At 56.8% G+C, this 26,186-nt stretch carries 32 protein-coding genes and 1 riboswitch; of the genes, 20 read left to right on the top strand and 12 right to left on the bottom strand.

Translation table 11 applies throughout. The annotated features are described in order from the left end of the window. Positions 1-7: 7 nt before the first annotated feature. From FE839_RS07010 to pduA, 12 genes are read right to left on the bottom strand one after another with little or no spacing between them, the layout of a single operon-like run. Entirely contained in the window at positions 8-283 is a 276-nt protein-coding gene (locus FE839_RS07010; protein ID WP_138360128.1) for a EutN/CcmL family microcompartment protein, read from the bottom strand. Positions 284-286: 3 nt separating this feature from the next. Further along, positions 287-778, bottom strand: a complete 492-nt coding sequence (gene pduM, locus FE839_RS07005; RefSeq protein ID WP_138360127.1) for a microcompartment protein PduM — start codon at positions 776-778, stop codon at positions 287-289. Further along, positions 775-1,407 carry a phosphate propanoyltransferase gene (locus FE839_RS07000; RefSeq protein WP_138360126.1) on the bottom strand — a complete coding sequence of 211 codons (633 nt, stop codon included), beginning with the start codon at positions 1,405-1,407 and terminating at the stop codon, positions 775-777. Before FE839_RS07000 ends, pduM begins: the two co-directional genes overlap by 4 nt. Next, a complete protein-coding gene (locus tag FE839_RS06995) occupies positions 1,407-1,913 on the bottom strand; it encodes a BMC domain-containing protein (RefSeq protein ID WP_138360125.1) in 507 nt (168 codons plus the stop codon). The genes FE839_RS07000 and FE839_RS06995 overlap by 1 nt, the downstream gene beginning before the upstream one ends. Before the next feature lie 3 nt (positions 1,914-1,916). Beyond that, positions 1,917-2,192: a propanediol utilization microcompartment protein PduJ gene (pduJ, locus tag FE839_RS06990; protein ID WP_001057755.1), complete on the bottom strand. Its 276-nt coding sequence runs from the start codon at positions 2,190-2,192 to the stop codon at positions 1,917-1,919. Between the two features lie 18 nt (positions 2,193-2,210). Continuing rightward, complete coding sequence (locus FE839_RS06985; protein WP_138360124.1) at positions 2,211-2,561, bottom strand: glycerol dehydratase reactivase beta/small subunit family protein; 351 nt, start codon at positions 2,559-2,561, stop codon at positions 2,211-2,213. Beyond that, positions 2,551-4,383: a diol dehydratase reactivase subunit alpha gene (locus FE839_RS06980; RefSeq protein WP_138360123.1), complete on the bottom strand. Its 1,833-nt coding sequence runs from the start codon at positions 4,381-4,383 to the stop codon at positions 2,551-2,553. The genes FE839_RS06985 and FE839_RS06980 overlap by 11 nt, the downstream gene beginning before the upstream one ends. Positions 4,384-4,398: 15 nt before the next feature. Then, the gene (gene pduE, locus FE839_RS06975; protein WP_138360122.1) at positions 4,399-4,926 is read right to left on the bottom strand and encodes a propanediol dehydratase small subunit PduE; all 528 of its coding nucleotides are present in this window, start codon (positions 4,924-4,926) and stop codon (positions 4,399-4,401) included. A 14-nt stretch (positions 4,927-4,940) separates the two neighbouring features. Then, positions 4,941-5,600: a propanediol dehydratase medium subunit PduD gene (gene pduD, locus FE839_RS06970; protein ID WP_138360121.1), complete on the bottom strand. Its 660-nt coding sequence runs from the start codon at positions 5,598-5,600 to the stop codon at positions 4,941-4,943. A gap of 10 nt (positions 5,601-5,610) precedes the next feature. After that, positions 5,611-7,275 (bottom strand): propanediol dehydratase large subunit PduC, encoded by a 1,665-nt coding sequence (pduC, locus tag FE839_RS06965; RefSeq protein ID WP_138360120.1) that lies wholly within the window; start codon positions 7,273-7,275, stop codon positions 5,611-5,613. Positions 7,276-7,293: 18 nt separating this feature from the next. Then, complete coding sequence (gene pduB, locus FE839_RS06960; protein ID WP_138360119.1) at positions 7,294-8,106, bottom strand: propanediol utilization microcompartment protein PduB; 813 nt, start codon at positions 8,104-8,106, stop codon at positions 7,294-7,296. After that, complete coding sequence (gene pduA, locus FE839_RS06955; protein WP_138360118.1) at positions 8,103-8,387, bottom strand: propanediol utilization microcompartment protein PduA; 285 nt, start codon at positions 8,385-8,387, stop codon at positions 8,103-8,105. The genes pduB and pduA overlap by 4 nt, the downstream gene beginning before the upstream one ends. 524 nt (positions 8,388-8,911) lie before the next feature. On the opposite strand from pduA, the gene pduF reads away from it, so the two are divergent. The 20 genes from pduF (at position 8,912) to cobU (ending at position 26,161) form a co-directional block, all read left to right on the top strand. Beyond that, positions 8,912-9,712 carry a propanediol diffusion facilitator PduF gene (gene pduF, locus FE839_RS06950; RefSeq protein ID WP_138360117.1) on the top strand — a complete coding sequence of 267 codons (801 nt, stop codon included), beginning with the start codon at positions 8,912-8,914 and terminating at the stop codon, positions 9,710-9,712. A 188-nt stretch (positions 9,713-9,900) separates the two neighbouring features. Continuing rightward, positions 9,901-10,812: a transcriptional regulator PocR gene (pocR, locus tag FE839_RS06945; RefSeq protein WP_138360116.1), complete on the top strand. Its 912-nt coding sequence runs from the start codon at positions 9,901-9,903 to the stop codon at positions 10,810-10,812. Between the two features lie 298 nt (positions 10,813-11,110). Then, positions 11,111-11,412, top strand: a riboswitch (cobalamin riboswitch). 88 nt (positions 11,413-11,500) lie between these two features. Beyond that, entirely contained in the window at positions 11,501-12,880 is a 1,380-nt protein-coding gene (locus tag FE839_RS06940) for a cobyrinic acid a,c-diamide synthase CobB (RefSeq protein WP_138360115.1), read from the top strand. Then, positions 12,877-13,836, top strand: coding sequence for an adenosylcobinamide-phosphate synthase CbiB (gene cbiB, locus FE839_RS06935; RefSeq protein WP_138360114.1), 960 nt, complete (start codon positions 12,877-12,879; stop codon positions 13,834-13,836). The genes FE839_RS06940 and cbiB overlap by 4 nt, the downstream gene beginning before the upstream one ends. A 10-nt stretch (positions 13,837-13,846) precedes the next feature. After that, a complete protein-coding gene (locus tag FE839_RS06930; RefSeq protein WP_138360113.1) occupies positions 13,847-14,479 on the top strand; it encodes a cobalt-precorrin-8 methylmutase in 633 nt (210 codons plus the stop codon). Next, complete coding sequence (cbiD, locus tag FE839_RS06925; protein WP_138360112.1) at positions 14,476-15,615, top strand: cobalt-precorrin-5B (C(1))-methyltransferase CbiD; 1,140 nt, start codon at positions 14,476-14,478, stop codon at positions 15,613-15,615. The genes FE839_RS06930 and cbiD overlap by 4 nt, the downstream gene beginning before the upstream one ends. Beyond that, a complete protein-coding gene (locus tag FE839_RS06920; protein ID WP_138360111.1) occupies positions 15,609-16,214 on the top strand; it encodes a cobalt-precorrin-7 (C(5))-methyltransferase in 606 nt (201 codons plus the stop codon). The genes cbiD and FE839_RS06920 overlap by 7 nt, the downstream gene beginning before the upstream one ends. Then, on the top strand, positions 16,204-16,773 hold the full coding sequence (locus tag FE839_RS06915) for a decarboxylating cobalt-precorrin-6B (C(15))-methyltransferase (protein ID WP_138360110.1): 570 nt from the start codon (positions 16,204-16,206) through the stop codon (positions 16,771-16,773). Before FE839_RS06920 ends, FE839_RS06915 begins: the two co-directional genes overlap by 11 nt. Next, positions 16,766-17,539, top strand: coding sequence for a cobalt-precorrin-4 methyltransferase (locus FE839_RS06910; protein ID WP_138360109.1), 774 nt, complete (start codon positions 16,766-16,768; stop codon positions 17,537-17,539). Before FE839_RS06915 ends, FE839_RS06910 begins: the two co-directional genes overlap by 8 nt. Continuing rightward, on the top strand, positions 17,520-18,575 hold the full coding sequence (cbiG, locus tag FE839_RS06905) for a cobalt-precorrin 5A hydrolase (protein ID WP_138360108.1): 1,056 nt from the start codon (positions 17,520-17,522) through the stop codon (positions 18,573-18,575). The genes FE839_RS06910 and cbiG overlap by 20 nt, the downstream gene beginning before the upstream one ends. Continuing rightward, the gene (locus FE839_RS06900; protein ID WP_138360107.1) at positions 18,575-19,300 is read left to right on the top strand and encodes a precorrin-3B C(17)-methyltransferase; all 726 of its coding nucleotides are present in this window, start codon (positions 18,575-18,577) and stop codon (positions 19,298-19,300) included. Before cbiG ends, FE839_RS06900 begins: the two co-directional genes overlap by 1 nt. Then, positions 19,297-20,082, top strand: coding sequence for a cobalt-precorrin-6A reductase (locus tag FE839_RS06895; RefSeq protein WP_138360106.1), 786 nt, complete (start codon positions 19,297-19,299; stop codon positions 20,080-20,082). The genes FE839_RS06900 and FE839_RS06895 overlap by 4 nt, the downstream gene beginning before the upstream one ends. A gap of 10 nt (positions 20,083-20,092) precedes the next feature. Continuing rightward, positions 20,093-20,887, top strand: coding sequence for a sirohydrochlorin cobaltochelatase (cbiK, locus tag FE839_RS06890; RefSeq protein WP_138360105.1), 795 nt, complete (start codon positions 20,093-20,095; stop codon positions 20,885-20,887). Then, positions 20,884-21,597 carry a cobalt-factor II C(20)-methyltransferase gene (locus FE839_RS06885; protein WP_138360104.1) on the top strand — a complete coding sequence of 238 codons (714 nt, stop codon included), beginning with the start codon at positions 20,884-20,886 and terminating at the stop codon, positions 21,595-21,597. The genes cbiK and FE839_RS06885 overlap by 4 nt, the downstream gene beginning before the upstream one ends. Then, entirely contained in the window at positions 21,594-22,331 is a 738-nt protein-coding gene (gene cbiM / locus FE839_RS06880) for a cobalt ECF transporter S component CbiM (RefSeq protein ID WP_138360103.1), read from the top strand. The genes FE839_RS06885 and cbiM overlap by 4 nt, the downstream gene beginning before the upstream one ends. Position 22,332: 1 nt before the next feature. Beyond that, positions 22,333-22,614 carry an energy-coupling factor ABC transporter substrate-binding protein gene (locus FE839_RS06875; RefSeq protein WP_138360102.1) on the top strand — a complete coding sequence of 94 codons (282 nt, stop codon included), beginning with the start codon at positions 22,333-22,335 and terminating at the stop codon, positions 22,612-22,614. Continuing rightward, a complete protein-coding gene (locus FE839_RS06870; RefSeq protein ID WP_138360101.1) occupies positions 22,601-23,278 on the top strand; it encodes an energy-coupling factor ABC transporter transmembrane protein in 678 nt (225 codons plus the stop codon). Before FE839_RS06875 ends, FE839_RS06870 begins: the two co-directional genes overlap by 14 nt. Before the next feature lie 8 nt (positions 23,279-23,286). Next, positions 23,287-24,102 (top strand): energy-coupling factor ABC transporter ATP-binding protein, encoded by an 816-nt coding sequence (locus FE839_RS06865; protein WP_138360100.1) that lies wholly within the window; start codon positions 23,287-23,289, stop codon positions 24,100-24,102. Continuing rightward, positions 24,099-25,622 (top strand): cobyric acid synthase, encoded by a 1,524-nt coding sequence (locus FE839_RS06860; RefSeq protein ID WP_138360099.1) that lies wholly within the window; start codon positions 24,099-24,101, stop codon positions 25,620-25,622. Before FE839_RS06865 ends, FE839_RS06860 begins: the two co-directional genes overlap by 4 nt. Continuing rightward, the gene (gene cobU, locus FE839_RS06855; protein WP_138360098.1) at positions 25,616-26,161 is read left to right on the top strand and encodes a bifunctional adenosylcobinamide kinase/adenosylcobinamide-phosphate guanylyltransferase; all 546 of its coding nucleotides are present in this window, start codon (positions 25,616-25,618) and stop codon (positions 26,159-26,161) included. Before FE839_RS06860 ends, cobU begins: the two co-directional genes overlap by 7 nt. Positions 26,162-26,186 lie beyond the last annotated feature (25 nt).

Here is a 26,186-nt window from a genome sequence, read left to right as displayed (position 1 = left end):
TCGCCCCTTAACGCGAAAGCGTATCGACAATGCCTACAACGGCGAGGTCGATAGCCTGATTTGGTCCAGGAAAAACATGTCTGGCGCTGGAGCCGCTGCTGAGCAGCACCAGTTCGCCAATCCCCGCGCCCACCGAGTCAACGGCGACTTCATCGCCGGACGCAGGCGAGGCAGGGAGTTCTCCGTCGGCGCTAACCCGACGCACCAGCAGCAGTTTTTTCCCGATCAGGGAAGCGGATTTTTGCGTGGAGACAACCGCGCCTGTGACTCGTGCCAGATGCATGATTTACTCCTGCTTTATTAATTGAATATTCCGCGCGTTTGCCGTTTCACGCGCCAGAGCGGTCACTATGCACTGGCGTCGGAGCAGCAGACGCCCTTTGTCCAGTCGCGCGACGTCGCGATAGCTCAGTAGCGAACCGGCATGCAGAATTAACGGTAGACCGCGTTCATCGCTGAACTGAACCGGCAGGCGAGCCAGTTTTTTTACCGGGATAGCCTGTAACAGCTGGCTGTGCAGAGTAATCTGCACGCGAATGCCGAAAGCCATCGCGTCGTGAATTTTCCGCGCGACGGGGTCATCGGTTTCATCATCCGCAAGCTGGCCCAGAAGCGGCAGGTCAACGAGCAGGATGTGCAACGACGCATGCTGACAGAACAGGCTTCGGCAGTCGGCATCACGAAGCTGCGCGACGCTGAGCGTCGCCGTGCTCCGGGCGCGGCGCTGCAGCCGGGAGACGATCTCCTCAATAACGCGCTGCAGAATTTCGCCGTTCATCGCGGGTCTGCCAGCCTGACAAAGGCCTGCGGGTTATCGGCACCTGCGGCGTTGGCTTCATCGGTATCAATGTGCATTTCAAGCCGCATATTCGGTGAAACACGAATCACCACGTTGTTGAAAACAAGCCCGCGCTCGTCGCCTTCTATAGCCACAGAAACCTTATCGCCGTGAGAAACTCGCAGGATCAGGGCATCGAGCGGCGACATATGAATATGCCGTTGGGCGACGATGACTCCAGAGGATAATTCCAGTTCGGCATAAGGGCTGACCAGACGAATGCCCGGCGTTCCCTTCAGGTTGCCGGACATTCGCAGCGGCGCCGCAATCCCCAGCGTTCTGGCGTCGGTACGCGATATTTCCACCTGGCTTACCGAACGTAGCGGGCCGAGCAGGCGGACATTCTTGATCTGCCCCTTCGGCCCCACCAGGGTGACGGTTTGTTCCGCGGCATATTGCCCCGGCTGCAACAGCGCTTTTTTCTCGCTGATCGGGTGACCGGGAAACAACCGTTGGTAATCCTGCTCCGACAGGTGAATATGGCGATTGGATACGCCCAGCGGAATAGGCCGCTGACGCATCTCATCGAGGACTTTACTGACCGTTGATAGCAGAAGTTCTTTATCCATTACGCTTCACCTCGCTTACCTGAGTGAATGCAAAGCGAACGAGGCTCGCCCTTCTGGCGCGGACATTTTGGGTCCAGACACAGGTTGCAACTGACCAGCGATGATTTCTGTGGCGCCTCTTCTACTGGTGCTTCTACAAACGTGTCTACTGGCGTTTCAGAAACGACATCAACCGTCTCTGACGCCGTTGCTTCAGGCTCCATAGCGGGCGGAGGAGGCGGGGCTGCGGGCAGGATCCCTTCTCCGGGCCTGGCGATAACGTTGTGGGCCACCAGGCCATTTTGCCGTTCGGCAAAATGCACTCCGGTGGTGATGGCCGCCTGCACGGAGGCGACATCACCGGTAATTTTAATCACCATCCAGCCTGAGCCATTGGTCTTTTCGAGGGCGAGCAGCGTGATAGAAGCGGATTTCGCCATGATATCGGCGCAGCTGATAGCCAGTGCCAGACCACAAACTTCAAGTAATCCCAGTGATTGCTTCACGCAGTGCTCCTTATTCGCCATCGATCAGGCGGATTTCGGTAAAATGGCCTCAACATCGCTGTGTGGACGCGGGATCACGTGGCAGGATTTCACCTCGCCAACCACGCTTGCCGCCGCGCTGCCTGCATCCACCGCTGCTTTTACCGCGCCGACATCGCCGCGAACCATCACGGTAACCAGGCCAGAGCCAATTTTTTCGTAACCCACCAGTTGCACGTTGGCGGATTTCACCATCGCATCGGCGGCTTCAATCGCGCCAACCAGGCCTTTTGTTTCAACCAGTCCCAGTGCGTTGTTCATTCTGCTGTTCTCCTGTGTTTAAGCATGGAGATCCCGAAAAGGGATCCCTTTGACCAGCCGTGCCGCGTTATTACCGGTATTGCGTTGGGCCTGACTGTCCTGATTAAGCATCAGCGTAAAAAGCGGCGCGGATGCGGGTAAATTCTTGTAGTGCACGGCCAGCGAGTGCCGATCGCAGGCAATGCCCACCAGCAGCGGGGAGCAACGTGCCGCCTGCCAGGCGTTATCAACCACCTCTCCGGCAACGGCGCGCTGGATCCGGAAAGGAATACCTTCCTCTTCAATGCCCAGCAGCACTTCGTTCCAGAGGTTGATACAGTCGCCGATGGCGATAATGACGATTGCCGGAACGCCGGGATTACTGTCCATGAGCAAACTCCTTATGCCAGGAGAGAATCAGCCCGGTGGCGACCGCATTTCTCGGGCCTTCTGTGCCGCGAATATTTCCCCGCCCGGCCACCAGCCGGTAGTGCGCCAGCGCATCGGTGACCAGTTGCGGGATTTCAAAATCCAGCGACGAGCCGCCAACCAGCACCACGAAAGGAATATCGCGGATGTTGCCGGTCGGGCTGACCTGACGCAGGGCGCGCAGCGCGTTAGTGACAAAGACGCGTTCTTTGGCGCTACGGCGAATGGCGCGCACTTTTTCCAGCGCTAAATCGCCGGGTAATGGAACCAGTTCGTCCGGTTTCACCACGCAGACGCGAGCGAATACGGCGGGAGCCAGCGGCGTCGGGAAGAACTGCACGCTGCCGTCCTCGTGACGTAAATGGAACAGGCTTTCCACTTTGGCCAGCGGGTATTTCTTAATCTCTTCCGCCAGATAGCGATCTTCCAGACCCAGTTCACGGGCAATGATCATGGTGACCATGTCGCCAGCCCCGGCGAGATGAGTGGCGGTGATGTCGCCTTTTGGGGTAATAATTGAAGCATCGGTGGAGCCTGCGCCGAGATCAAGAATCGCCAGTGGTCGGGTTGTGCCCGGCGTCGTCAGCGCGCCCAGAATGGCGGCCTCAGCCTCTGCGCCGCCGATCTGCACATCAATATTGAGTTTTTGCTCAATTTCGCGGGCAATCAGCGCCATCTGCAGACGATCTGATTTCACCATTGAGGCGATGCCGACGGCCTGTTCCAGCGAGAACTCCCTGGCAAGGCCGCCGGTGACGCTGACCGGTACCGACGTATCGACAGCCAGCAGATCCTGAATGAAAATTTCGCTGCTGGGTTTATTCGTCAGTTCAGCCATGGTCTGGCGCACATGCTCCAGCATGCCGCCGATATTGGTCCCCGCTTCACCAGTGACGTTATCCAGCTTACTGCAACCTTCAACCGCTCTCATGATGGCGTCGGCACCGGCGGCAACATCCACACGCACGGTTCTGCCTTGCGACAACAGTTCCAGATTACCGGCCGGTATCGCCCGCGCTTTGACGTCGCCGGAGGGGGTTTTGACCACTACGGCGGAACGGTTGCCGATCAGGGCGCGCGCCATCGGTACGATGTTTTTGGTCTCATCGGCGTTGAGGTTAAATACGGTAGCGATACCGTAAGGATTGGAGAGGGTTTCGATAATTTTCCCCGGAACGGCGACTTCAATCGCTGCCAGCATACCCAGTGGAATTCGGTCGATGTAGAGCACTTCATCGACAATGGGCAGCGGTTTTTCCAGCCGGTTGCTGACCAGCACGCCGTCGTCACGCTGCAAAATGACGCCGGTGATTTGATATCCAGCGCGCGCGGAGGCGTTAATCATATTGGCGACATCGGCGAAATCGAACGTCGATGACACCACGAGGATATAGGGCGTATCCGCCGCGCGCGTTAACAGCTCCTCTGGTGTAATGGTGATACCTACGCCAAGCCCCGCGCCGCCTGGCGTTTTCGGGTTATGGCCAATCATTGTCGATTCGGTGATGATGGTTTCGGTAATGGTTTCCATCGCCACATCGCCAATCACCGGCGTGGCTTCATTAATGCGAATGAGTGAAATATCGCTGACATTGATCCCGGCGCGCTGCGCGACGAGAGAGAGCGCTTCCTTAATGCCGAACACGTTACGCAACGTGCCTTTGATGCCGGTGGTTTCCGCCAGCGCACTGTGCGTTATCGTCAGTACGCCAGCCTCATCCTGAGTCGCCAGCGCGACTTCTGTTGATGAGTTACCTATATCAATGCCAGCTATATATCGCATCGTATATCCCTGATGTTAATCGTCGCCTTTAAGTTTTTTACGCTCGACGTACAGCACCGCCGCTTCACGCACGAAAGCTGCGCAAATCTTTGCCTGATAACGGTTTTCGAGATCGTCGGCGATGGCGAGAAGCTCTTCTTTCGTGGAACGGTACGGACGCAGAGCGTTATAGATTTCAAGAATGCGATCATCCGGTACGGCGGTCAGTTCGGCGGCACGCTCAAAGTTCATTGCCAGCCGGTCGCGGCCTGCATCTTTGGCGATAGACGCCTGTAAACGCAGGGTTTCCGGAGTAATACGCATATCCTGCGCGGTGACTTTATTGCTCAGCACGTTTTCCAGCGTGAAGTCGTCCAGCGTTTTATTGGTGGCGGTTTTCACCCATTCCGGATGCTTATTGGCCAGCGGATAGTCGCTGACCTTAGCGTTACGGACCGTGCCGCTTTCTGTCGGGGGCAGGGTTGACGCTGATGTTTCCCCCTGCAGGCTGTTCATACGGCTCAAGACGTCGCGAACCATTGATTCAATTGCGTCGGTATTCATGGGGTTATCCTTTATCAAAGCGCCACGCGCAGTTCCTGCGGGTTTTTGCCCGTCACGACATACTTCGTCTCTTTAATGTGCAGAATGGCGGATTTCGCCTGGTACTTCGGGCGCGCCATCTGGTCATTCAGCGTTGGGACCGGCTGCGGTGATTCACGTTTCGCATAGCGAGCGGCGTTTTTACCAATCTGACGGTAGGTTTCCAGCGTCAGCAGCGGCGCCTGGGGGAATAACTCCAGATTAGAGAGCGGCGGTAGCCCCTGTTGATGGATTACCGTGGTGCCTTTCGACTGGATGCCGATGGAGATGCCTGAACCGCTCAGGCGATTGCCCTCAACGGCGACAAACGCCACGTCAGAAGATTTAAAACAGCGAATGACGCGCGCCTTAATGCCTTCTTCTTCGATACCGGCAATCAATTCGCGCAAAATGCTTTTATGCGGCAGGCCAACGATGTTCACGGTTTGCGACAGGCCGAACGCCGGGCCGACGGCAATAATCACTTCATCTTGTTGTGTCCCCTGTTTGGCCTCGCCAATTTCCGTCAGAAAACTGTCACCTTGCGGTGAGTTTGCTGCCGCTGGCGCATTAAACGAGACGGGTTTATCGCTGCCCTTCATCTCGCTGAGCACGTCTTCAATTATCTGGCGCAGCAATTTTTCATTAATTTCCATTTCTCACCCCTTAATCAATCTCGTTGGGATCAAGCGCGCCAGGGATGTTTTTAATCTCTTCCCAGCGTTCGCCCTGCAGGCGATAACCCGTTGCCGGACCGGCGTAGTCGTTGACGTCGTTAACCGCAGAGAGCACTTGTCCGTCGCCGACGATAATGGCGGAGGTGTGCAGATAGTCGCCGGTCAGCTTGGCTTTCTGGATATTGAGCATGTCCTGGGCAACGTCAGGGAATCCGCCCTGCGCCAGCGCTTTCACCACTTCCAGACCGTTACGGTTTTTATTGATAATTTCCTGGGCGAACTTGATGTCTTCGACGATGTTGCGTTCTGGCATATCCTTCGAACCGTGGGCGTAGGTTGCGGCTTCAACTTCTTCATCGGTAATCGGCGGCAGCCCCATTCCGGCAAACACGGCCTGCAGGGCGCGAGCGGCTTTATTACGGATGGCGATAACATCTTCTTCGCGGACTGGACGCAGACCGCCGTCCACTTTCAGGTCACGCTGGATTACGTTGTAGTCGTCAAAGTCTTCGGCATCTTCGTTAGAACCGGCGAACATGTTGTCGTAGTTCGGTACGGCGGAGTAACCGGAGGAGATAAAGTCGGTGCCCGGCAGGAACTGCATCAGCAGGCGTGCGGTACGGCGCATATCGGAGTGGGTGAAGGTCTGGTCGTTACTGGAGGCGCATTCCAGATCCAGCGCGGAGCAGATCAGGTTTTCCGCCAGTACGGCGCGAATGCCTGACGGCACGGCAGAAGGAACGCCGATGCAGCTGACAGAACCGTTCTGTAGGCCCTGAACGCCTGCGGCTTTGGTGATGTAGATACAGCGGGCTTCCAGATAGAGCATGGATTTGCCTTCGGCATAGCCCATCTGCACTTCGGAACCGGAGCCGGAAGTGAAGCGCATTTTCAGGCCGCGGGAGGCATAAGAAGAGGCGAGGAAACCTTTTGACCAGGGCGTATCGTCGCCATCGGTAAAGACCGGTTCAGTACCATAGACGGAAATGGTTTCGGCGTAACAGGTGTGACCCAGCATACCGAGCTTCAGTTCGGTGGCTTCCTCCAGTGAACACTGCGTTAATACACCTGGACGACCGACCTGGGAGCCCACCAGCAGCGCGATAGCATTGAACGGGGCGTAGCGCGCGACCGCAACCGTTGTCTCTTGCTCATCAAACCCCCGCCACGCGCCTTCGGCGGCATCGGCGGCAATCTGAACCGGGTTGTCTTTCACGTTGGTGACGTGCGCCTGCTGAGACGGCGTGCGGCGTGCGCGCATTTTCTGCATTGCCATCATCATCTCAACAACGTTCATATGCGACACGACTTCAACAATTTTCGCCGGCGTCATCGCGGTAGTCAGCGGTACGATTTCGCTACGCTGTATGTTGGGGTCACACAGCATATTCGCCAGTTTGACCGAATCCATCGCCATCACTTCTTCGGCGCGCTTCAGGTTGATGCCGTAGCGGGCGATAAAGTGGTCAATCAGGTCAAATTTGCTAACGGGTTTTCCATCCAGCTCAGTGACCGCGCCGTTAACGATTTTAATCGACGGTTTTGGGTCGTTCGGGCTTTCCATTGCAATAAAGCCTTCCTCGATCCACTCCTTAACAAAGCCGTCCTGATTCACAGGGCGTTTCGCCAGTGCTTCAAATCTTTTCGATCTCATGAATCAGCCTCGTAAGTATCAGATATAGGACGGGCGATCGTTTTTCGGTTCATCACCAAGGGTCGCAAGGACAGTTTTGCCGATTTCGCGGGCGGAGCTAACCGCCTGACGCACCGCGCCGGAGTCGCCGGAAATCACCAGAATGGCTTCGTTGCTGAAGCTCGTGCCGTGCGCCGGTGAGCTGTAAGCGACAACTTCAACGTTGGCTGACTTCAGGGCGGTATCCGCCATCAACACGCCAATGGACGCGGGAGCGCCGACAATCACACCGCAGGCACGGCCAATCGGCGCGCCAAAGGCCTTTTCCAGCGCGTAGCTGGCGCGGGCGGTGTATTGCAGCTCGATATGTCCGGCTTCATTGGCGTATACATCGCCAAAAGTGCGGTCGAGTTCTTTCAGCGCGACTTCGATACCGCGCTTCACGTCCGAAACATCATTGCCGCCTAAAATAATCAGCGAGCCGTGGCCTGCGCCGCCTTTGGTATCGCGGGGAAGTTCAATGCTGACCACTTCGGTGTTGGTGGCTTTTACCGCCTCATCGGCAGCCATAATGTGCGGGCCTGCGCCAGTGCGCGCGCCGAGAATGCCGATGGAGCGGTAGCGTTTTTCCAGCTTCATCGCTTCCAGTAAGGCGCTGTCCACATTAGCGATCACCAGACCGACGGTGTCGCCAATGGCGGTGCCGACAAATTCCGTTAAACTGCAGCTTTTTTCTGCCATAGCCGTCTCTCGTGTTGGGTGGGTTTCTTCAGGAATGGCCGTTTGTTCCGGCGTTGCCACACGGGCAATTACCTGCGCCATGATCTGTTCCACCAGTTCATTGCTGCTCATTGGCTAATTCCCTTCGGTAAGATTTTTTCTACGTCGGTATGAGGGCGTGGGATGACGTGTACGGCTTTCACTTCACCCACGTTGCGCGCGGCGGCGGCGCCTGAGTCGGTTGCCGCTTTTACTGCGCCAACGTCCCCGCGAACAATTACCGTCACCAGACCGGAGCCAATTTTTTCGTAGCCGACTAACATCACATTGGCTGACTTCACCATTGCGTCTGCGGCCTCTATGGCTGCGGTTAAGCCCTTGGTTTCTACCATTCCTAATGCTTCTTGTTGCATAAAGACCTCGCATGGAGTGTTCCGATAGTTGGAACTATAAGAAGATGTGAAGAAAAAGAATGGCTGAGTTGAATTTGATGGCGAAAAAATAGTGGTTTTTTAATAGTATAAAATTGCTGTGTTGAATTATATCAAGTTGATATTTAGTGTATTTTTTATTTATTTAAATATGAATATTTCGTTTTTCATATTCCATATTTACAAATTTGTTCATGACGATTTTAATTTTGTCTGCTATGCGAGAAAGTTGATTTGTGATGCTGATTGGAAAATGGTGAGTTGATTGCAGCAATATTTTTACATGCCAATGTAAGCGGCGTTATGGCAAAAAACATGCGTGAATCATGCGGTCCACGCTTATTTAATAGCAATAATTTGTTATTGCTGCCTGAATTTTCCGGAGGCCCTTCCAGCAGGTTGCCAATAATTTGCTGAAGGGAGTTCATATAGTGATGATGGTTGTACTCTACTGCCAGCAGGATGTTGGCTGGTCAGGACACGAACCCTGCTAAGAAGGTGTCACAATGAACGATTCATTAAAAGCGCAATGTACCGCCGAGTTTCTGGGCACCGGGCTGTTTTTGTTTTTCGGTATCGGCTGCCTGTGCGCGTTGAAGGTGGCGGGAGCAAGCCTCGGACTGTGGGAGATTTGCATTATTTGGGGGCTGGGGATCTCGCTTGCCGTGTATCTGACTTCGGGGATATCGGGCGCGCATCTCAACCCGGCTGTGACCGTCGCGTTATGGTTATTTGCCTGTTTTCCGGGACGCAAAGTGTTCCCCTATATTGTTTCACAGGTCGCGGGCGCCTTTGGCGGCGCGGTGCTGGCCTATATGCTTTACAGCACGGTGTTTACTGAGTTTGAAGCGACGCACCATATTGTACGCGGTAGCGTAGAAAGTCTACAACTGGCGAGCATTTTCAGCACGTACCCTGCGGCGTCGCTGAGCGTCTGGCATGCCGCGCTGGTTGAAGTGGTGATCACTTCTATGTTGATGGGGATGATAATGGCGCTGACCGACGACGGTAACGGCGTGCCGAAAGGGCCTCTGGCCCCCTTGCTGATCGGCATTCTGGTGGCGGTTATTGGTGCTGCCACCGGGCCGCTGACGGGATTTGCAATGAATCCTGCGCGCGATTTTGGACCGAAACTGTTTACATGGATGGCTGGTTGGGGTGATATCGCGATGACCGGTGGAAGGGATATTCCCTACTTTATTGTGCCGATTATTGCGCCATTAATCGGCGCCTGTCTGGGCGCGGCTATCTATCGTTATCTGATTGGCAATAATTTACCGTGTAATACCTGCAAATTAGAGGAGTAATGTATCCGTTGAAATAGCCGAAAATTTTCATGAACCGGTATCACGAACTGGCCAAAAACGTCTCCCACGGATGGGGGACTTTTGCTATCGTATTATTCTTTTATCGTTGCCGGTAAATGATGATGAAAGGGAAAAAATATTAAAGAAATGTTTTGTTTATAACAAAAAATTAACTGAGAGGTTTTATCATGATTTCTGCGAGTACATTGAACTCAGAACTCATTAATAAAATCGCACAGGATTTTGCCCAGGCCACGAGTCTGGCGGTTGTGGTGGTCAATATTCACGGTGATGAAATCTCTGAATTATTTAATTTTACTCCTTTCTGCCAGCTCATGCGTCAGCACCCTCAGCTCAGCGCTCGCTGTCGGATGAGCGACCGTTGCGGCGGCCTTGAGGCCTCAAAAACCGATCAGCTCTGTATCTACCGTTGTCACGCCGGGCTAACGGATTTTTCCATCCCTCTGGTGATCGCCGGGCATCTTGTGGGGTTTGTTCTGTGCGGGCAGGTTCGTTTAAGTAACGATGTTGAACTGGTCGATATTCTGAACGTGGACAACCGCTGGAAGGCCGAGCCGGAACTGGTTAAAGCATTCCGCGACGTACCGGAGATGGACTACTCAAGGGTGATTGCTTCCGCTGATTTACTGAAGCTGATTGTAGAAAACTGCCTTAAAAAACAACTTAATTTCGTGGTGATTAAAGATAATCCGCAGCAGCCTGAACCCGCGCGCGCCGGCCGGGTCGCCAGCCCTCACGACAGTAAAATGAAGAAGGCGCTGCGCTATATTGATGCTCATCTTTCAGATGAGCTGCGTCTTGAGGACGTGGCCGCTCACGTGTATCTCAGCCCCTACTACTTCAGTAAGCTGTTCAAAAAATATCAGGGGATTGGCTTTAATGCCTGGGTTAACCATCAGCGGATGGTGAGCGCCAAAGAGCTGCTGTGTCACAGCGACTGGAGTATCGCCAGCATTGCGCGGAATTTAGGTTTTTCGCAAACCAGCTATTTTTGCAAAGTTTTTCGTCAGGCCTATCAGGTGACCCCGCAGGCTTATCGCCAGCAAATTAATGCCAGATCACAAACTGAGCCATTTTAAATGGCAATATTTTGTTATTGCCGATTTTTGCTATCTCTCTGTATCTGGCTCATTATAAAATGAAAAAATCTCATTCAGAGCAATAAATTGTCATAGCGCAACAAAATAATAATGAGCGCGCGATAAGCTGCACCAGTTTTTATTTATTTGATCAGATAGAGTGTTGTCAGAGGAATTTTTTTTCGCACCATCGGTAGAGCAATCAAACTGCCGATGCAATTAAACGCGGCGGGAGCCATTCTGCTTCCGCAAGATGTTCCGGCAATGATTCGCGCGATGTTCAATCCGCCTCGAATCATGACGGATTAAACTGACAGGCGCCAGGGAAGGGGGTGGAAATCCCCCGCAGCCCCCGCTGCTGTGATGCTGACGAACCCATATATACGCTGATTCGCTCTCGTTGTAGGGAAAACGGTTAACCGTTTTGCACAGTGTTTGCCCGGTTTCATAACGGCGTGCCTCATCAATGAGGCCTGCCATGCAGAAGCCAAAGCGCATACAACGTGAAGTGTGGCAGGTATAAACCACTGATCGCGAGATTGGGAAGGATGGGAGAGGACGACGCTAAGCCAGAAGACCTGCCTGTCGGTGATAACCAACAACTTCGGTGGGAAGTGGGTTGCTCAGATGCGTACGGTCGAAAGACCGGGGATGCACGCAGCCCTACCACTTTGTACAGGATCGGGGTATGGCGGCCAGGCAACACGCATTTATTCTCGCAGGAACCAGCAGCGGATGTGGGAAAACTACGATCACGCTCGGTTTGCTCAGCCTGTTAAAGCAGCGTGGAATGCGGGTTCTGCCCTGTAAAGTCGGCCCGGATTATCTTGATACCGGCTGGCATACCGCCGTCAGCGGTATCCCTTCCCGCAATCTCGACAGCTTTATGCTCCCGGAACCGGTTCTCAACGCGTTGTTTTGTGAACAGATGCGGCAGGCGGATATTGCGGTAATCGAAGGCGTGATGGGGCTTTATGACGGCTTCGGCAGCGACCCGAACGACTGCAGTAGCGCTGCGATGGCTAAGCAGCTTGGATGCCCGGTGATTTTACTGGTCGATGGCAAAGCGGTTTCCACCTCCATCGCTGCCACGGTGATGGGGTTTCAGCATTTTGATCCCACTCTTAATATTGCTGGCGTTATTGTCAATCGCGTCAATAGCGAAACCCATTATCAATTGCTGAAAAGCGCCATCGAGCGCTATTGCGCGCTGCCCGTTCTCGGCTATGTGCCGCGGGTGGAGGGCGTCGAACTGCCCGAACGGCATCTGGGGCTGGTCACTGCCCGCGAATCTCTGATTAATCAGCAGGCGTGGCGCGATTTTGCCGGGACGCTGGGGCGAACCCTGGACATTGAACGGCTTCTCGATCTCAGCCAGCTCTCCGCTCTACCCACCGGCGAGTGGCCGGAACTGCCGTCGCCTGAAGCCGGAACGGGCTTGACTCTGGCGCTGGCTGAGGATGAAGCCTTCAACTTTTATTACCCGGATAACCTCACGCTGCTTGAACGCTGTGGCGTCAATATTGTGCGCTTTAGTCCGCTGCACGATAGCCAGCTTCCGTCGTGCCAGATGATTTGGCTTGGCGGTGGATACCCTGAAATTCATGCCGCCGCGCTGGCGGCGAATAGACCAATGCTGGAGCAACTGCGGGCGGCGCATCGGCGCGGCGTCGCTATCTATGCTGAATGCGGCGGTCTGATGTATCTCGGCAGCACCCTTGAAGACGCCAGCGGGGAAATGTATTCAATGGTTAATCTCATTCCCGGCCATAGCAAGATGGGCAAGCGGCTTACCCGCTTTGGCTACTGTGAGGCCCGGGCAATGTGGCAAACGCTGCTGGCGGCACCCGGCGAAATCCTGCGCGGGCATGAGTTCCACTATTCGGATTTTATCCCGGAAACGCCGGCGGCGCTGGCCTGCCGCAAGGTTCGCGATGGCATGACGCTCCGGCAGTGGACAGGCGGCTGGCAGGTTGGAAACACGTTCGCCAGCTATTTGCACCTGCATTTTGCCCAGCGTCCCACCATGCTCAACCACTGGCTGGCTACCGCAAGGAGCGTTCTATGACGTTGCTGGCCTGGTGCGTTGCCTGGATCCTCGATTTTATTATCGGCGATCCGCAGAATTGGCCGCATCCGGTGCGCTGGACGGGCAACCTTATCGCCATCGTTCAGCGCGCCGTGCGCCGTTGCTGCCGTAGCGATTTTGCCTTACGTATTGGCGGCGGAGTGATGTGTCTGGTGGTGGTCGGGCTGACATGGGGTGTTTCCTGGGGGGGATTGACGCTGGCGCAGATGATCCATCCGTGGTTTGGCTGGGCGGTTGAGGTGTGGATGATTTTTACCGTGCTGGCCGGACGCTGCCTGGCGCAGTCGGCGAGGGAGGTCGAGCGCCCGTTGCGCGCGGGCGATTTGGCCGCAAGCCGTATCAAGCTTTCATGGATTGTCGGGCGCGACACCTCGCAGCTCCAGCCGCCGCAAATTAATCGCGCGGTGGTGGAGACGGTGGCGGAAAATACCGTCGACGGTATTATCGCGCCGCTTTTCTTCCTGCTGCTGGGCGGCGCGCCGCTGGCGATGGCCTATAAAGCGATCAATACCCTTGACTCAATGGTTGGTTATAAGCATGAAAAATACCGCGCCATCGGCATGGTCAGCGCCCGCCTCGATGATGTCGCAAATTTTATCCCCGCCCGACTGAGCTGGCTGCTGATCGGCATCGCCGCTTTCCTCTGCCGCGAAGCAGGTGGCCGCGCACTCCAGATTGGCTGGCGCGACCGCTATAACCATAGCAGCCCGAACTGCGGCTGGTCGGAAGCCTCTGTCGCCGGGGCGCTCGGTATCCGGCTGGGCGGCCCTAACAATTACTTTGGTCAGCGTGTGGAGAAGCCGTGGATCGGCGACGCGACGCGCGATATTTCCGTAGATGACATTTCCCGAACGATTCGATTGATGTGGGTGGCTTCGACCCTGGCGCTGGCATTGTTTATGGCGGTGCGATACTGGCTGGTCGGCGTAGCCTGAGGACAAATAAATGCACTATATCCAGCAACCGCAGGCGATTGAGGCGAAAAGCTTCGACATTATTGGCGAGATTATTGCCGAAACGCGGCCAGACTACCGCTTCGCCAGCCCATTGCATGAAGCCATTATCAAGCGGGTAATTCACACCACCGCCGACTTTGACTGGCTGGATATTCTGTGGTTTTCGCCTGACGTGCTTGAGCGCCTTAGCGCTGCGCTAAGTCGGCCTTGCGTTCTGTATACCGACACCACCATGGCGCTGTCGGGAATTAATAAAACCCTGCTGGCTCAATCCGGCGGCGAGTGCCGCTGCTATATCAGCGATCCGCGTGTGGTGGCCGCGGCAAAAGCGCAGGGGATGACCCGCTCGATGGCGGCGGTGGATATCGCGGTTGCCGAAGAAGGGGAGAAAGTTTTTGTTTTCGGCAATGCGCCCACCGCGCTGTTTCGCCTGCTTGAGCATGATGTCGCGGTCAACGGCGTCATCGGCGTGCCGGTTGGTTTTGTCGGCGCGGCGGAGTCGAAAGCGGCTCTTACGCAGAGCGGTTTGCCCGGTATCGCCGCGCTGGGGCGTAAAGGCGGCAGCAACGTCGCCGCCGCTATCGTCAACGCGATTCTGTATCACCAGCAGGGGGCGCGATGAGCGAACAATCCTTTGACTCCCCGGTGTGGCATAACGGGAAGGCATTACGTAAAGGCTATACCACCGGCTCCTGCGCGACGGCGGCGGCAAAGGTCGCGGCGCTGATGGTGATGCGCCAGCACCTGATCCACCAGGTCTCGATCATTACCCCCTCCGGCGTGACGCTGTGTCTTAACGTTGAGTCGCCGCACGTCGAAGGGCAGCAGGCGATTGCCGCGATCCGCAAAGACGGCGGCGACGATGTTGACGCCACTCACGGGATGCTGATTTTCGCCCGCGTGACGCTCAATGATTCCGGAGAGATAACGCTGCGCGGCGGTGAGGGCGTCGGTACCGTAACCCGCAAGGGGATTGGTCTGCCTGTCGGCAGCCCGGCGATTAACCGTACCCCGCGCCATACTATCGAGTCGGCGGTACGTGAAGCGATTGGCCCGTCGCGCGGGGCAGAAGTGGAAATATTCGCGCCGGAAGGCGAGGCAAGGGCGCAGAAAACCTATAACTCTCGGCTCGGTATTTTAGGCGGCATATCAATTATCGGCACCACCGGTATTGTGACGCCGATGTCGGAGGAGAGCTGGAAGCGTTCGCTTTCTCTGGAACTGGAGATCAAGCGTGCGGCGGGCCTGGATCGCGTGGTGCTGGTGCCAGGCAACCACGGCGAGCGTTTCGTTCGTGAGCAGATGGGTATTGATGCTCAGGTGGTCGTCACCATGAGCAACTTCGTCGGCTACATGATCGAAGAGGCGGTACGCCTGGGATTCCGCCAGATTGTGCTGATCGGCCACCCAGGTAAGCTGATTAAAATTGCCGCCGGGATTTTTCATACTCACAGCCATATTGCCGATGCGCGGATGGAAACGTTAGTCGCACACCTGGCGCTGCTGGGCGCGCCGTTGGAACTTCTGCGGCAGGTGAGCGAATGCGATACCACTGAAGCGGCGATGGAGCATATCGATGCATACGGTTTCCATCATATCTATAACCATCTTGCGGAGCGCATTTGCCAGCGAGTGACGCAGATGCTGCGTTTTACCAGAACGCCGCCCACCTGCGACGCCATCATGTTCTCTTTTGATAACAACGTGCTCGGCAGCAATCGCCCGGTCGCTGAGATTGCGCGGGAGCTCTCATGTTAACGGTCGTCGGCATGGGCCCGTCAGGCCTGCATCTGATGACGCCTGCGGCGCAGGAAGCGGTCGCCGCGGCGGACGCGCTGGTGGGCGGCAAGCGGCATTTGCAGCAGTTCCCGGCGTTTCATGGGGAGCAGTTCGCGTTGGGCGCCAATATCGCGGAATTGCTGGCGTGGCTTGGCGAGCGTGAAGAGCGGCAGGTGGTGGTGCTGGCCTCCGGCGATCCGCTGTTTTACGGCATCGGCACGCGGCTGATTGCCCATTTTGGCATCGAACGTGTGCGCATTATTCCCGGTATCAGCGCGGTGCAATATCTGTGCGCGCGCGCCGGAATCGATATGAATGATATCTGGCTGACCAGCAGCCACGGGCGAGAGGTCTGTTTTGATGAGCTGGCGCGCCACCGCAAGGTTGCGATGGTGACCGACGGGCGCTGCGGACCGCGCGAAATCGCTGCGCAACTGATGGCGCGGGGCAAAGGGTATCGCTGGATGGTGATTGGCGAAAATCTGGCAATGAATAACGAGCGGATCCACTGGCTGCCGGTCAGTGAGGTCGATGGCGAATATGAAATGAACGCAGTGGTGATCCTCGATGAAAGATGAGCTTTTTCTGCGCGGCGAAAATGTGCCGATGACCAAAGAGGCCATTCGCGCGCTGGCGCTGGCCAGACTTGAGCTGCACCGGGCAAGCCACCTGATTGATATTGGCGCCGGTACCGGCAGCGTATCGATTGAGGCGGCGCTACAGTTCCCCTCGCTACAGGTGACGGCAATCGAACGCAACCCTGCAGCTTTGCAACTGCTCGACGAAAACCGTCAGCATTTCGCCTGCGGCAACATTGAGATCCTGCCTGGAGACGCACCGATGGTGATGACTGAACGGGCGGACGCCATTTTTATGGGCGGCAGCGGCGGCCAGCTTGAGGAACTGATTGACTGGTCCTGGCAGCAGCTCTACCCCGGAGGCCGTCTGGTAATGACCTTTATTTTGCAGGAAAACCTGAACGCAGCCCTCGACTATCTGAAACAGAGGGGTATCAAACGGGTTGATTGCCTGCAGCTAAACGTCTCATCGCTGACCGCACTTGGCAGCGGACACTACTTCAAACCCAATAATCCTGTTTTTGTGATTGCCTGTCAGAAGGAAGAAAACCATGGCTGAGACATTTGATCCGCGTTGCGTGTGGTTCGTTGGCGCGGGGCCTGGCGACCGTGAGCTGATTACGCTTAAGGGCTATCGATTGTTGCAGCAGGCCCGGGTAGTGATTTATGCCGGGTCACTGATTAATACCGAACTGCTGGAGTATTGCCCTGAAGGCGCTGAGTGTCACGACAGCGCCGAACTGCATCTGCAACAGATTGTCGACCTGATGGAAGCGGGCGTAAAAGCCGGGAAAACGGTGGTGCGTTTACAAACCGGGGATGTGTCGCTGTACGGCTCGGTACGAGAACAGGGCGAAGAGCTGACCAAACGCGGTATCGACTGGCAGGTGGTACCGGGGGTGAGCGCCTTTTTAGGCGCGGCGGCTGAACTGGGGGTCGAGTACACGGTTCCGGAGGTCTCCCAGAGCCTGATCATTACGCGTCTTGAAGGGCGCACGCCGGTGCCGGAACGAGAACAGCTCGAAGCGTTCGCCAGCCACCGGACCTCAATGGCCATTTATCTCTCCGTGCAGCGCATTCACCGGGTGGCGGAGCGCCTGATTGAAGGCGGCTATCCGGCGACTACGCCAGTTGCCGTTATCTATAAAGCGACCTGGCCGGAAAGCCAGACCGTGCGCGGTACATTGACCGATATCAGCGACAAAGTGCGCGATGCGGGTATCCGTAAAACGGCGCTCATTCTGGTCGGGAATTTCCTGGGCGCGGAGTATCACTACTCAAAACTCTATGCAGCGGACTTTAGCCATGAATACCGTAAAGCCTGAATCTATCGCTCTCTTCTGCCTGACGCCCGGTGGCGTGACCCTGGCGAAACGGCTGGCGGCGATGTTGCCGCTAACCTGCTTTACCAGTGAGAAGCTGCTGGAAGAGGGGTTTTCCCCCTTTGAAAATGGTTTCGCCAACGCCGCGCGCGAGGCTTTCAGCAGCTATTCGGCGCTGATTTTTATCGGTGCGACCGGTATCGCGGTACGCGTGCTGGCCCCGCTGGTTAACGACAAGTTCAGCGACCCGGCGGTGGTAGTGATTGATGAACGCGGTCAGCATGTTATCAGCCTGCTTTCCGGCCATGCGGGCGGCGCTAATGCGTTGAGCTGTTATCTGGCAGGCATGCTGGGCGCCGATCCGGTGATCACCACCGCGACCGATATCAATAATATGGCGGCTCTGGATACGCTGGCATTTCAGCTTAATGCGCGGATGACCGACTTCCGCGCGGCGGTGAAAATCGTCAACCAGATGCTGGTCAGCCATCAGCGCGTCGGGCTGTGGTGGGATGAGGAGCTTGATGAAGATGTCCGTCATTGCGATCGGCGCGGGTTTATCACTGTCTCGGACCTGCATCAGCTTCCGGAACTGGATGCGCTGATCTGCATCACGTTGCGTAACGAACTGCCGGATATTGCCGTACCGCACTGGAAACTGGTGCCGCAGCGGGTCGTCGCCGGGATTGGCTGTCGTCGCGACACGCCGTTCCCGCTGCTGGCGGCGCTGCTGGCGCGCCAGCTTGAGGCGCAGCGGCTCGATCCACTGGCCCTGAAAGCGATTGGCAGCGTCACGCAGAAGAAACATGAACAGGGGCTGATTCAACTTGCCTCCTGCTGCCGCGTGCCGTTTGAAACCTTTACTGCTGATGCTCTGCGTGAGTACGAGCATCATTTTCCCGCGTCATCGTTCGTCAGAAAAACCGTCGGCGTGGGGAGCGTATCTGGTCCGGCGGCCTGGCTGCTCAGCCACGGACAACTATTAGGGGAAACCCTGCGCGAACAGGGCGTCACGATTACTTTGGGAGTTTCACACTGATGTTAAGCGTAATTGGAATAGGCCCTGGTGCACAGGCAATGATGACGATGGAGGCCATTGAGGCATTACAGGCGGCGGAAATAGTCGTTGGCTATAAAACCTATACCCATCTGGTGAAAGCCTTCACCGGCGACAAGCAGGTGATCAAGACCGGAATGTGCAAAGAGATTGAACGCTGCCAGGCGGCGATTGAACTGGCGCAGGCCGGGCATAACGTGGCGCTGATCAGCAGCGGCGATGCGGGGATTTATGGCATGGCGGGGCTGGTGCTGGAGCTGGTCAGCAAGCAGAAGCTGGATCTTGAAGTGCGGCTCATTCCGGGGATGACCGCCAGTATCGCCGCCGCCTCGCTGCTGGGCGCACCGCTAATGCACGATTTCTGCCATATCAGCCTTAGTGACCTGCTTACTCCGTGGCCAGTGATTGAGAAACGTATTATCGCCGCCGGGGAAGCCGATTTCGTTATCTGTTTTTACAATCCGCGCAGCCGAGGCCGCGAAGGGCATCTGGCCCGTGCTTTTGAACTGCTGTCCGCCAGCAAAAGCGTGCAGACCCCCGTGGGCGTGGTGAAGTCGGCCGGGCGCAAAAAGCAGGAAAAATGGCTGACCACGCTCGGTGATATGGATTTTGAGCCGGTAGATATGACCAGCCTGGTGATCGTCGGCAACAAAGCCACCTACGTGCAGGATGGCCTGATGATCACCCCGCGAGGTTACGTGCTGTGAGTTACGGCGAAGTGCTGGTGATGGGCGGCACCAGCGACGCGCGGGCGCTGTGCCAGCAACTGGACGCGGCGCGGGTTAAATATACCCTGTCGGTGGCGACGGCGACCGGGAAACAGCTGGCGGGGGATCTTCAGGGGCAGGTGCGCTGCGGGCGCCTTGATCTGCAGGAGATGGTTGCCTGGCTGAAGGCTAATCGTACCCGCTGGGTGATTGACGCTTCGCATCCCTATGCTGAAGCGGTGAGCCGCAACATTATTCGCGCCTGTGCAGAGGCTGGCGTGCTGTTGAGCCGCTATCAGCGTCCTGAGCAGCTTAGCGGCCTGACGCACCCGCTACTTTATACGGTACGGAACATTGACGAAGCCTGCGAGGTCGCGCGGGGCCTTGGCCAGCGCGTGCTGTTGACCACCGGGAGTAAAGATCTGGCGCGCTGGCGCGCGGGGTTAGCCGGAAAAACGCTGCTGGCCCGCGTATTGCCTGTACCTGATGCCATCGCACAGTGTGCGGAGCTGGGCTTTGGCGTAAACGAGATCTTCGCGCTGTGCGGGCCGTTCAGCGCCGGGTTTAACGCCGCCTTTTATCGCCAGTGCCGGGCTGATGTGGTGATCACCAAAGCCTCCGGCGCGGAGGGCGGCTATCAGGAAAAAGTACAACCCTGTCTGGATGCCGGTATTCCCTGCATCGTGGTTACACGCCCGGCACCGCTGGTGACGGGAGAAGAGTTACTGGAAAGTCAGGCAGCCTTTGCCCGGCGCTTAGCGCGCTGGCTGGCCGCGGCTTAAGGAGTCAGAAATGAAAAAAGCGCTTCTGGTAGTCAGCTTTGGCACCAGCTATCCCGACACCTGTGAGAAAAACATTGTCGCCTGCGAGCGCGAACTGGCGGCCAGCTGTCCCGATCGCGATTTGTTTCGCGCTTTTACTTCCGGGATGATTATTCGCAAGCTCAAACAGCGCGACGGCATTGAGATCGATACGCCGCTGCAGGCTTTGCAGAAGCTGGCCGGGCAGGGCTACCAGGATGTGGCGATTCAGTCGCTACACATCATTAACGGCGATGAATATGAAAAGATCGTCCGTGAAGCGCAGAGTATGCGTCCGTTGTTTGCCCGCCTGACGCTGGGCGCGCCGCTGCTAAGCAGCCACGACGATTATCTCCAGCTGATGCAGGCGCTGCGCCAGCAGATGCCCGTGCTTACGACCAATGAAACAGTGGTGTTTATGGGCCACGGCGCCAGTCATCACGCCTTCTCCGCCTATGCCTGTCTGGATCATATGATGACGTCCCGGCGTTTTCCGGCGCGCGTTGGCGCGGTCGAGAGCTATCCCGAAGTCGATATTCTTATCGACAGCCTGCGCCAGCAGGGGGTGACCGGGGTTCACCTGATGCCGCTGATGCTGGTAGCGGGCGATCACGCCATCAATGATATGGCTTCTGATGAAGAAGATTCCTGGAAAACCTTGTTTAACGCTGCCGGTATTCCGGCGACGCCGTGGCTTAACGGGTTGGGAGAAAACCCGGCGGTGCGCGCGATGTTTGTCGCCCACCTGCGGCAGGCGCTGAATCAGGCAGTAGGGGAGGCGGCATGAACGGCAAACTGTATGCCCTGAGCACCGGGCCGGGCGCCTCCGATCTGATTACCGTCCGCGCGGCGCGGATTCTCGGCAAGCTGGATATTCTCTATGCCCCTGCCGGGCGTAAAGGCGGCGACAGCCTGGCCCTCTCCATCGTGCGCGAATATCTCGGCGAGCAGACTGAAGTGCGTTGCTGCCACTTTCCGATGAGTGCCGACAGCGCGGAAAAAGAGGCCGTATGGAACGCGGTGGCCGCCGCGTTAGTTCAGGAGGTAAAAGCGGGAAAACAGGTGGGGTTTATTACGCTTGGCGATGCCATGTTGTTCAGCACCTGGGTGTTTCTGCTCCAGCGTATCGGCGGCGCGGAATGGCTGGAGATTGTTCCCGGTGTGACCTCTTTCGCCGCCATCGCCGCGCGTGCAAAAACGCCGCTGGCGATGGAGCAACAGTCGCTGGCGGTGATCTCCTGCACCGCGCCGGAAGCGGAAATTGAACAGGCGCTGCGCCAGCACGACAGCCTGGTGCTGATGAAGGTCTACGGTCGTTTTGCGCGCATTAAATCGCTACTGAAAAAACTTGGCCTGCTGGATTCGGCATTGATGATGTCCGAAGCCACGCTGCCGGGCGAGCAGTGCTGGCGTCATCTGGATGAGGTGAGCGACGACCAGCCGCTGCCTTATTTCTCGACCATTATGGTCAATAAACAATGGGAGTATGCAGAATGAAACTTGAACAACAGCTAAAACAGCTGTCTTTCAGTGGGTTAGCTGCGGCGCTATTACTGATAGTGGTTCCCGAGCAAGCCTTCGCCATGCACATTATGGAGGGATTTTTACCGCCGATGTGGGCCCTTGCCTGGTGGGTGCTGTTTTTACCTTGCCTGTGGTACGGGCTGGTGCGCCTGCGGCGTATTGTGCAGGAAGATAATAATCAGAAGGTACTGCTGGCGCTGTGCGGGGCGTTTATTTTTGTTCTCTCGGCGCTGAAAATTCCTTCCGTCACCGGCAGTTGTTCGCACCCGACCGGCGTCGGTCTGGCGGTGATCCTCTTTGGCCCTGGCGTCGTGGCGATCCTCGGCGCGATCGTGCTGCTGTTCCAGGCGCTGCTGCTGGCACATGGCGGGCTGACAACGCTTGGCGCTAACGGTATGTCGATGGCGGTGATCGGGCCGGTGGTCGGCTATATGGTATGGAAAATGGCCTGCCGGGCGGGAATTCGCCGCGATGTCGGCGTCTTTCTCTGCGCGATGCTGGCGGATCTGGTGACCTACTTTGTGACCTCCGTACAGCTTGGCGTCGCCTTCCCGGATCCGTCGACGGGGGCGATCGGCTCGATCGTTAAGTTTATGGGGATCTTCTGTCTGACGCAGATCCCGATCGCCATCGCTGAAGGGCTGTTAACCGTGATGATTTATGACCAGTTGACCAAACGTCGTCTGATTACCGCACAGGGGCATTAAGATGAAAAAGATGCTGATATTGTTAGCTATGGTTGTGGCGCTGGTGATCCTGCCGTTCTTTATCGATCACGGCGGTGAATTTGGCGGTTCGGACGGCGAGGCGGAAAGTCAGATTCAGGTTGTCGCCCCACATTATAAACCATGGTTCCAGCCGCTGTACGAACCGGCGAGCGGGGAAATTGAAAGTCTGCTGTTTACACTACAGGGCTCCCTGGGCGCGGCGGTGATTTTCTATATTCTGGGCTACACCAAAGGCAGACAACGCCGTGATGACCGGGTTTGACCGACTCAGCTACCAGAGTCGCTGGTTTCATGTGGCGCCAGAGCGCAAGTTCCTGTTCTGGCTGCTGCTGATGGTACTGGCCTTTACGCTGCCCCCGCTGGGGCAGGGGATTGAGATGGCGCTGGTCGCCGGGCTGACCTGCTGGCTGCTGCGGGTCTCGCCGCGGCGCTGGTGTCGCTGGATGGCGCTGCCGTTTGGTTTCTTGCTGGTCGGCGTGTTGACCATTCTGTTTAGTTTCAGTCACGATCCGCACACGCTATTGCTTAGCCTCCCGCTGGGAAATTACTGGCTGGGTATCACGTCGGCGGGGCTGACCACCGCCAATGAGACCTTCTGGCGCAGCCTGGCGGCGCTGGCATCAACCTTCTGGCTGGTGCTGAATCTGCCGTTTCCGCAGCTTATTTTGCTGCTCAAGCGCGGCCGGGTACCGCGATTGCTCACCGAGCAGATCCTGCTGACCTGGCGCTTTATTTTTATTTTGTTAGACGAAGCGCTGGCGATTCACCGGGCGCAAACTTTGCGCTTTGGCTACCGTAGCGTGCCGCAAGGCTATCGTTCGCTGGCGATGCTGGTGGGGCTACTGTTTACCCGGGTGATGTTCCGCTACCAACAAATGAGCACCACGCTGGATATCAAACTGTATCAGGGGGATTTTCACCTCTAAGGATAAGTATGCTTGCCACGACCGATCTCTGGTTTAGCTATCAGGATGCGCCGGTGTTGAAGGGCCTGACGCTGGATTTTTCCCGCCATGCGGTGACCGGGCTGGTGGGGGCGAATGGCTGCGGAAAATCCACGCTGTTTATGAACCTGAGCGGCTTGCTGCGCCCGCAAAAAGGAGCGGTATTATGGCAGGGAAAGCCGCTGGATTACAGCAAGCGCGGCCTGCTGGCGCTGCGTCAGCAGGTGGCCACCGTTTTCCAGGACCCGGATCAGCAAATTTTTTATACCGATATCGACAGCGATATCGCCTTTAGCCTGCGTAACTTAGGCGTCGCGGAGGATGACATCGCCCGCCGGGTAGACGATGCGCTGACTCTTGTTGATGCTCAGGGCTTTCGCCAGCAGCCGATTCAGTGCCTGAGCCACGGGCAGAAAAAGCGCGTGGCGATAGCCGGGGCCCTGGTGCTGCAGGCGCGCTATTTACTACTGGATGAGCCAACGGCGGGTCTCGATCCTTCGGGGCGCGCGCAGATGATCGACATCATTAAGCGCATTGTCGATCAGGGTAATCACGTGGTGATCTCCAGCCACGATATCGATCTGATCTATGAGGTCAGCGATACGGTGTATGTTTTGCGTCGCGGTGAAGTGCTGGCGCACGGAGAGCCCGGCGAGGTATTTGCCCGCAGTGAGCTGATGGCGCAGGCCGGGCTGACCCAGCCGTGGCTGGTGAAGCTGCATGCGCAACTGGGGTTGCCGCTGTGTAAAACCGAAGAGGAGTTTTTTAAGCAGATGCGAAACCGCCCGATCAAGGAGGCGTTATGACGCTGGCAATTATGCTACAGGGCACCGCTTCCGACGTGGGTAAAAGCGTGCTGGTGGCGGGGCTGTGCCGTATTTTTTATCAGGACGGGCACCGTACTGCGCCGTTTAAATCGCAGAATATGGCGCTTAATTCAGGCATCACCCCGGATGGCAAAGAGATGGGGCGCGCGCAGATTTTTCAGGCAGAAGCTGCCGGGATCGCGCCGGATGTGCGTATGAACCCGGTGCTGCTGAAGCCGACCAGCGATCGTAAAGCGCAGGTGGTGCTCATGGGCAAGGTGGCGACCGATATGGACGCGGTGAGCTATCACGAATACAAGCCGCGCCTGCGCGAGCAGATCCTTTCAGTTTATAACAGCCTGGCCGCCGAGCATGATGTGCTGGTGCTGGAAGGTGCGGGTAGCCCGGCAGAGATCAATCTGCGCGATCGCGATATCGTCAATATGGGGATGGCCGAAATGGCGCAGTGCCCGGTGATCCTCGTGGCGGATATCGATCGCGGCGGCGTATTCGCCGCTATTTATGGCACTCTCGCGCTGCTGCATGAACATGAGCGTGCGCGGGTCAAAGGGGTGATTATTAATAAATTTCGCGGCGACGCGGCGCTGCTTCATTCGGGTATCGAGCAGATCGAAGCGCTGACCGGTGTCCCGGTGCTCGGCGTAATGCCGTGGCTGGATGTCGATCTCGAAGATGAGGATGGGGTGGCGCTGCAAAAAGGCAAATATCTGCGCACCGGCAGGCGTGATATTGACATTGCCGTGGTCCAGCTACCGCATATCTCCAATTTTACCGACTTCAACGCGCTGGCGGCGCAACCGGACGTACGTGTGCGTTATGTCCGTCATCCGCAGGAACTGGCGGATGCTGATCTGGTTATCCTGCCGGGCAGTAAAAATACGCTTGGCGATCTGGCCTGGCTGCGCGAAAGCGGTATGGCGCATGCGGTGCAGCAGGTTCAGCGTCAGGGAGTTCCGGTTCTGGGGATTTGCGGCGGTTATCAGATGCTTGGCGAAACCATAATTGATGAGATGGAATCGGGGCTTGGCACACAGCCTGGGCTGGGATTGCTCAATACAGTGACCCACTTCGCACACCACAAAACCACTACCCAGGTAACGGCGACCATGGCGCCAGAACTGCCCGAATGGCTGGCGACAACGGCCGGTTTGTCCGTAAGCGGTTACGAAATCCATATGGGCGAGACCGAGCGGCATGACGGCAGCCGGGCGCTGGTGCATCTGCACAAGAATGGGATGACCGTGGCGGACGGCGCGGTCAGCGACGATGGCCTGGCGTTTGGCACCTATCTGCATGGCCTGTTTGACAGCGATGGGTTTACCCGCGCGCTGGTTAACGGCCTGCGCCAGCGGAAAGGGCTGGCCGCGCTGGATAGCGACGTTGAGTATGCGCACTACAAATCCCGGCAGTTCGATCTGCTGGCCGAGGCGATGCGCAAGCATATTGCTATCGAAAAAATTTACGTCATCATGCGCCAGCATCAGGAGCCGGTATGCTGACTTTAGTCACTGGAGGGGCGCGCAGCGGCAAAAGCCGCCACGCCGAAGCGCTGATCGCGCAGTCACCGCAGGTGTTATATATCGCCACGTCGCAGATTTTTGATGACGAAATGGCGGCGAGGATCCAGCATCACCGCGATGGTCGTCCCGCGCACTGGCGCACGGCAGAACGCTGGCAGCAGCTAGATGAGCTGATCACCGCGGATAACGATCCCGAAGAAGCTGTTTTGCTGGAATGCATCACCACGATGGTCACCAACCTGCTGTTCGCGCTGGGCGGCGACGATTCGCCTGACGACTGGGATTACGCCGCAATGGAGCGAGCTATTGACGGCGAAATCGCGGTACTGATTGCTGCCTGTCAGCGCTGCCCGGCCCACGTGGTGCTGGTTACCAACGAAGTGGGGATGGGGATCGTGCCGGAAAACCGTCTGGCCCGGCATTTCCGCGATATCGCCGGGCGCGTCAATCAACGCCTCGCGGCGGCGGCGGATGAGGTCTGGCTGGTTGTGTCGGGCATCGGCGTCAAAATTAAGTAAATCAACCGCTCCGGCATCTCTTTAT

Source organism: Klebsiella indica (assembly GCF_005860775.1).
Classification (GTDB): Bacteria; Pseudomonadota; Gammaproteobacteria; order Enterobacterales; family Enterobacteriaceae; genus Klebsiella; species Klebsiella indica.
This window is presented reverse-complemented; position numbering and strand designations above follow the sequence as displayed.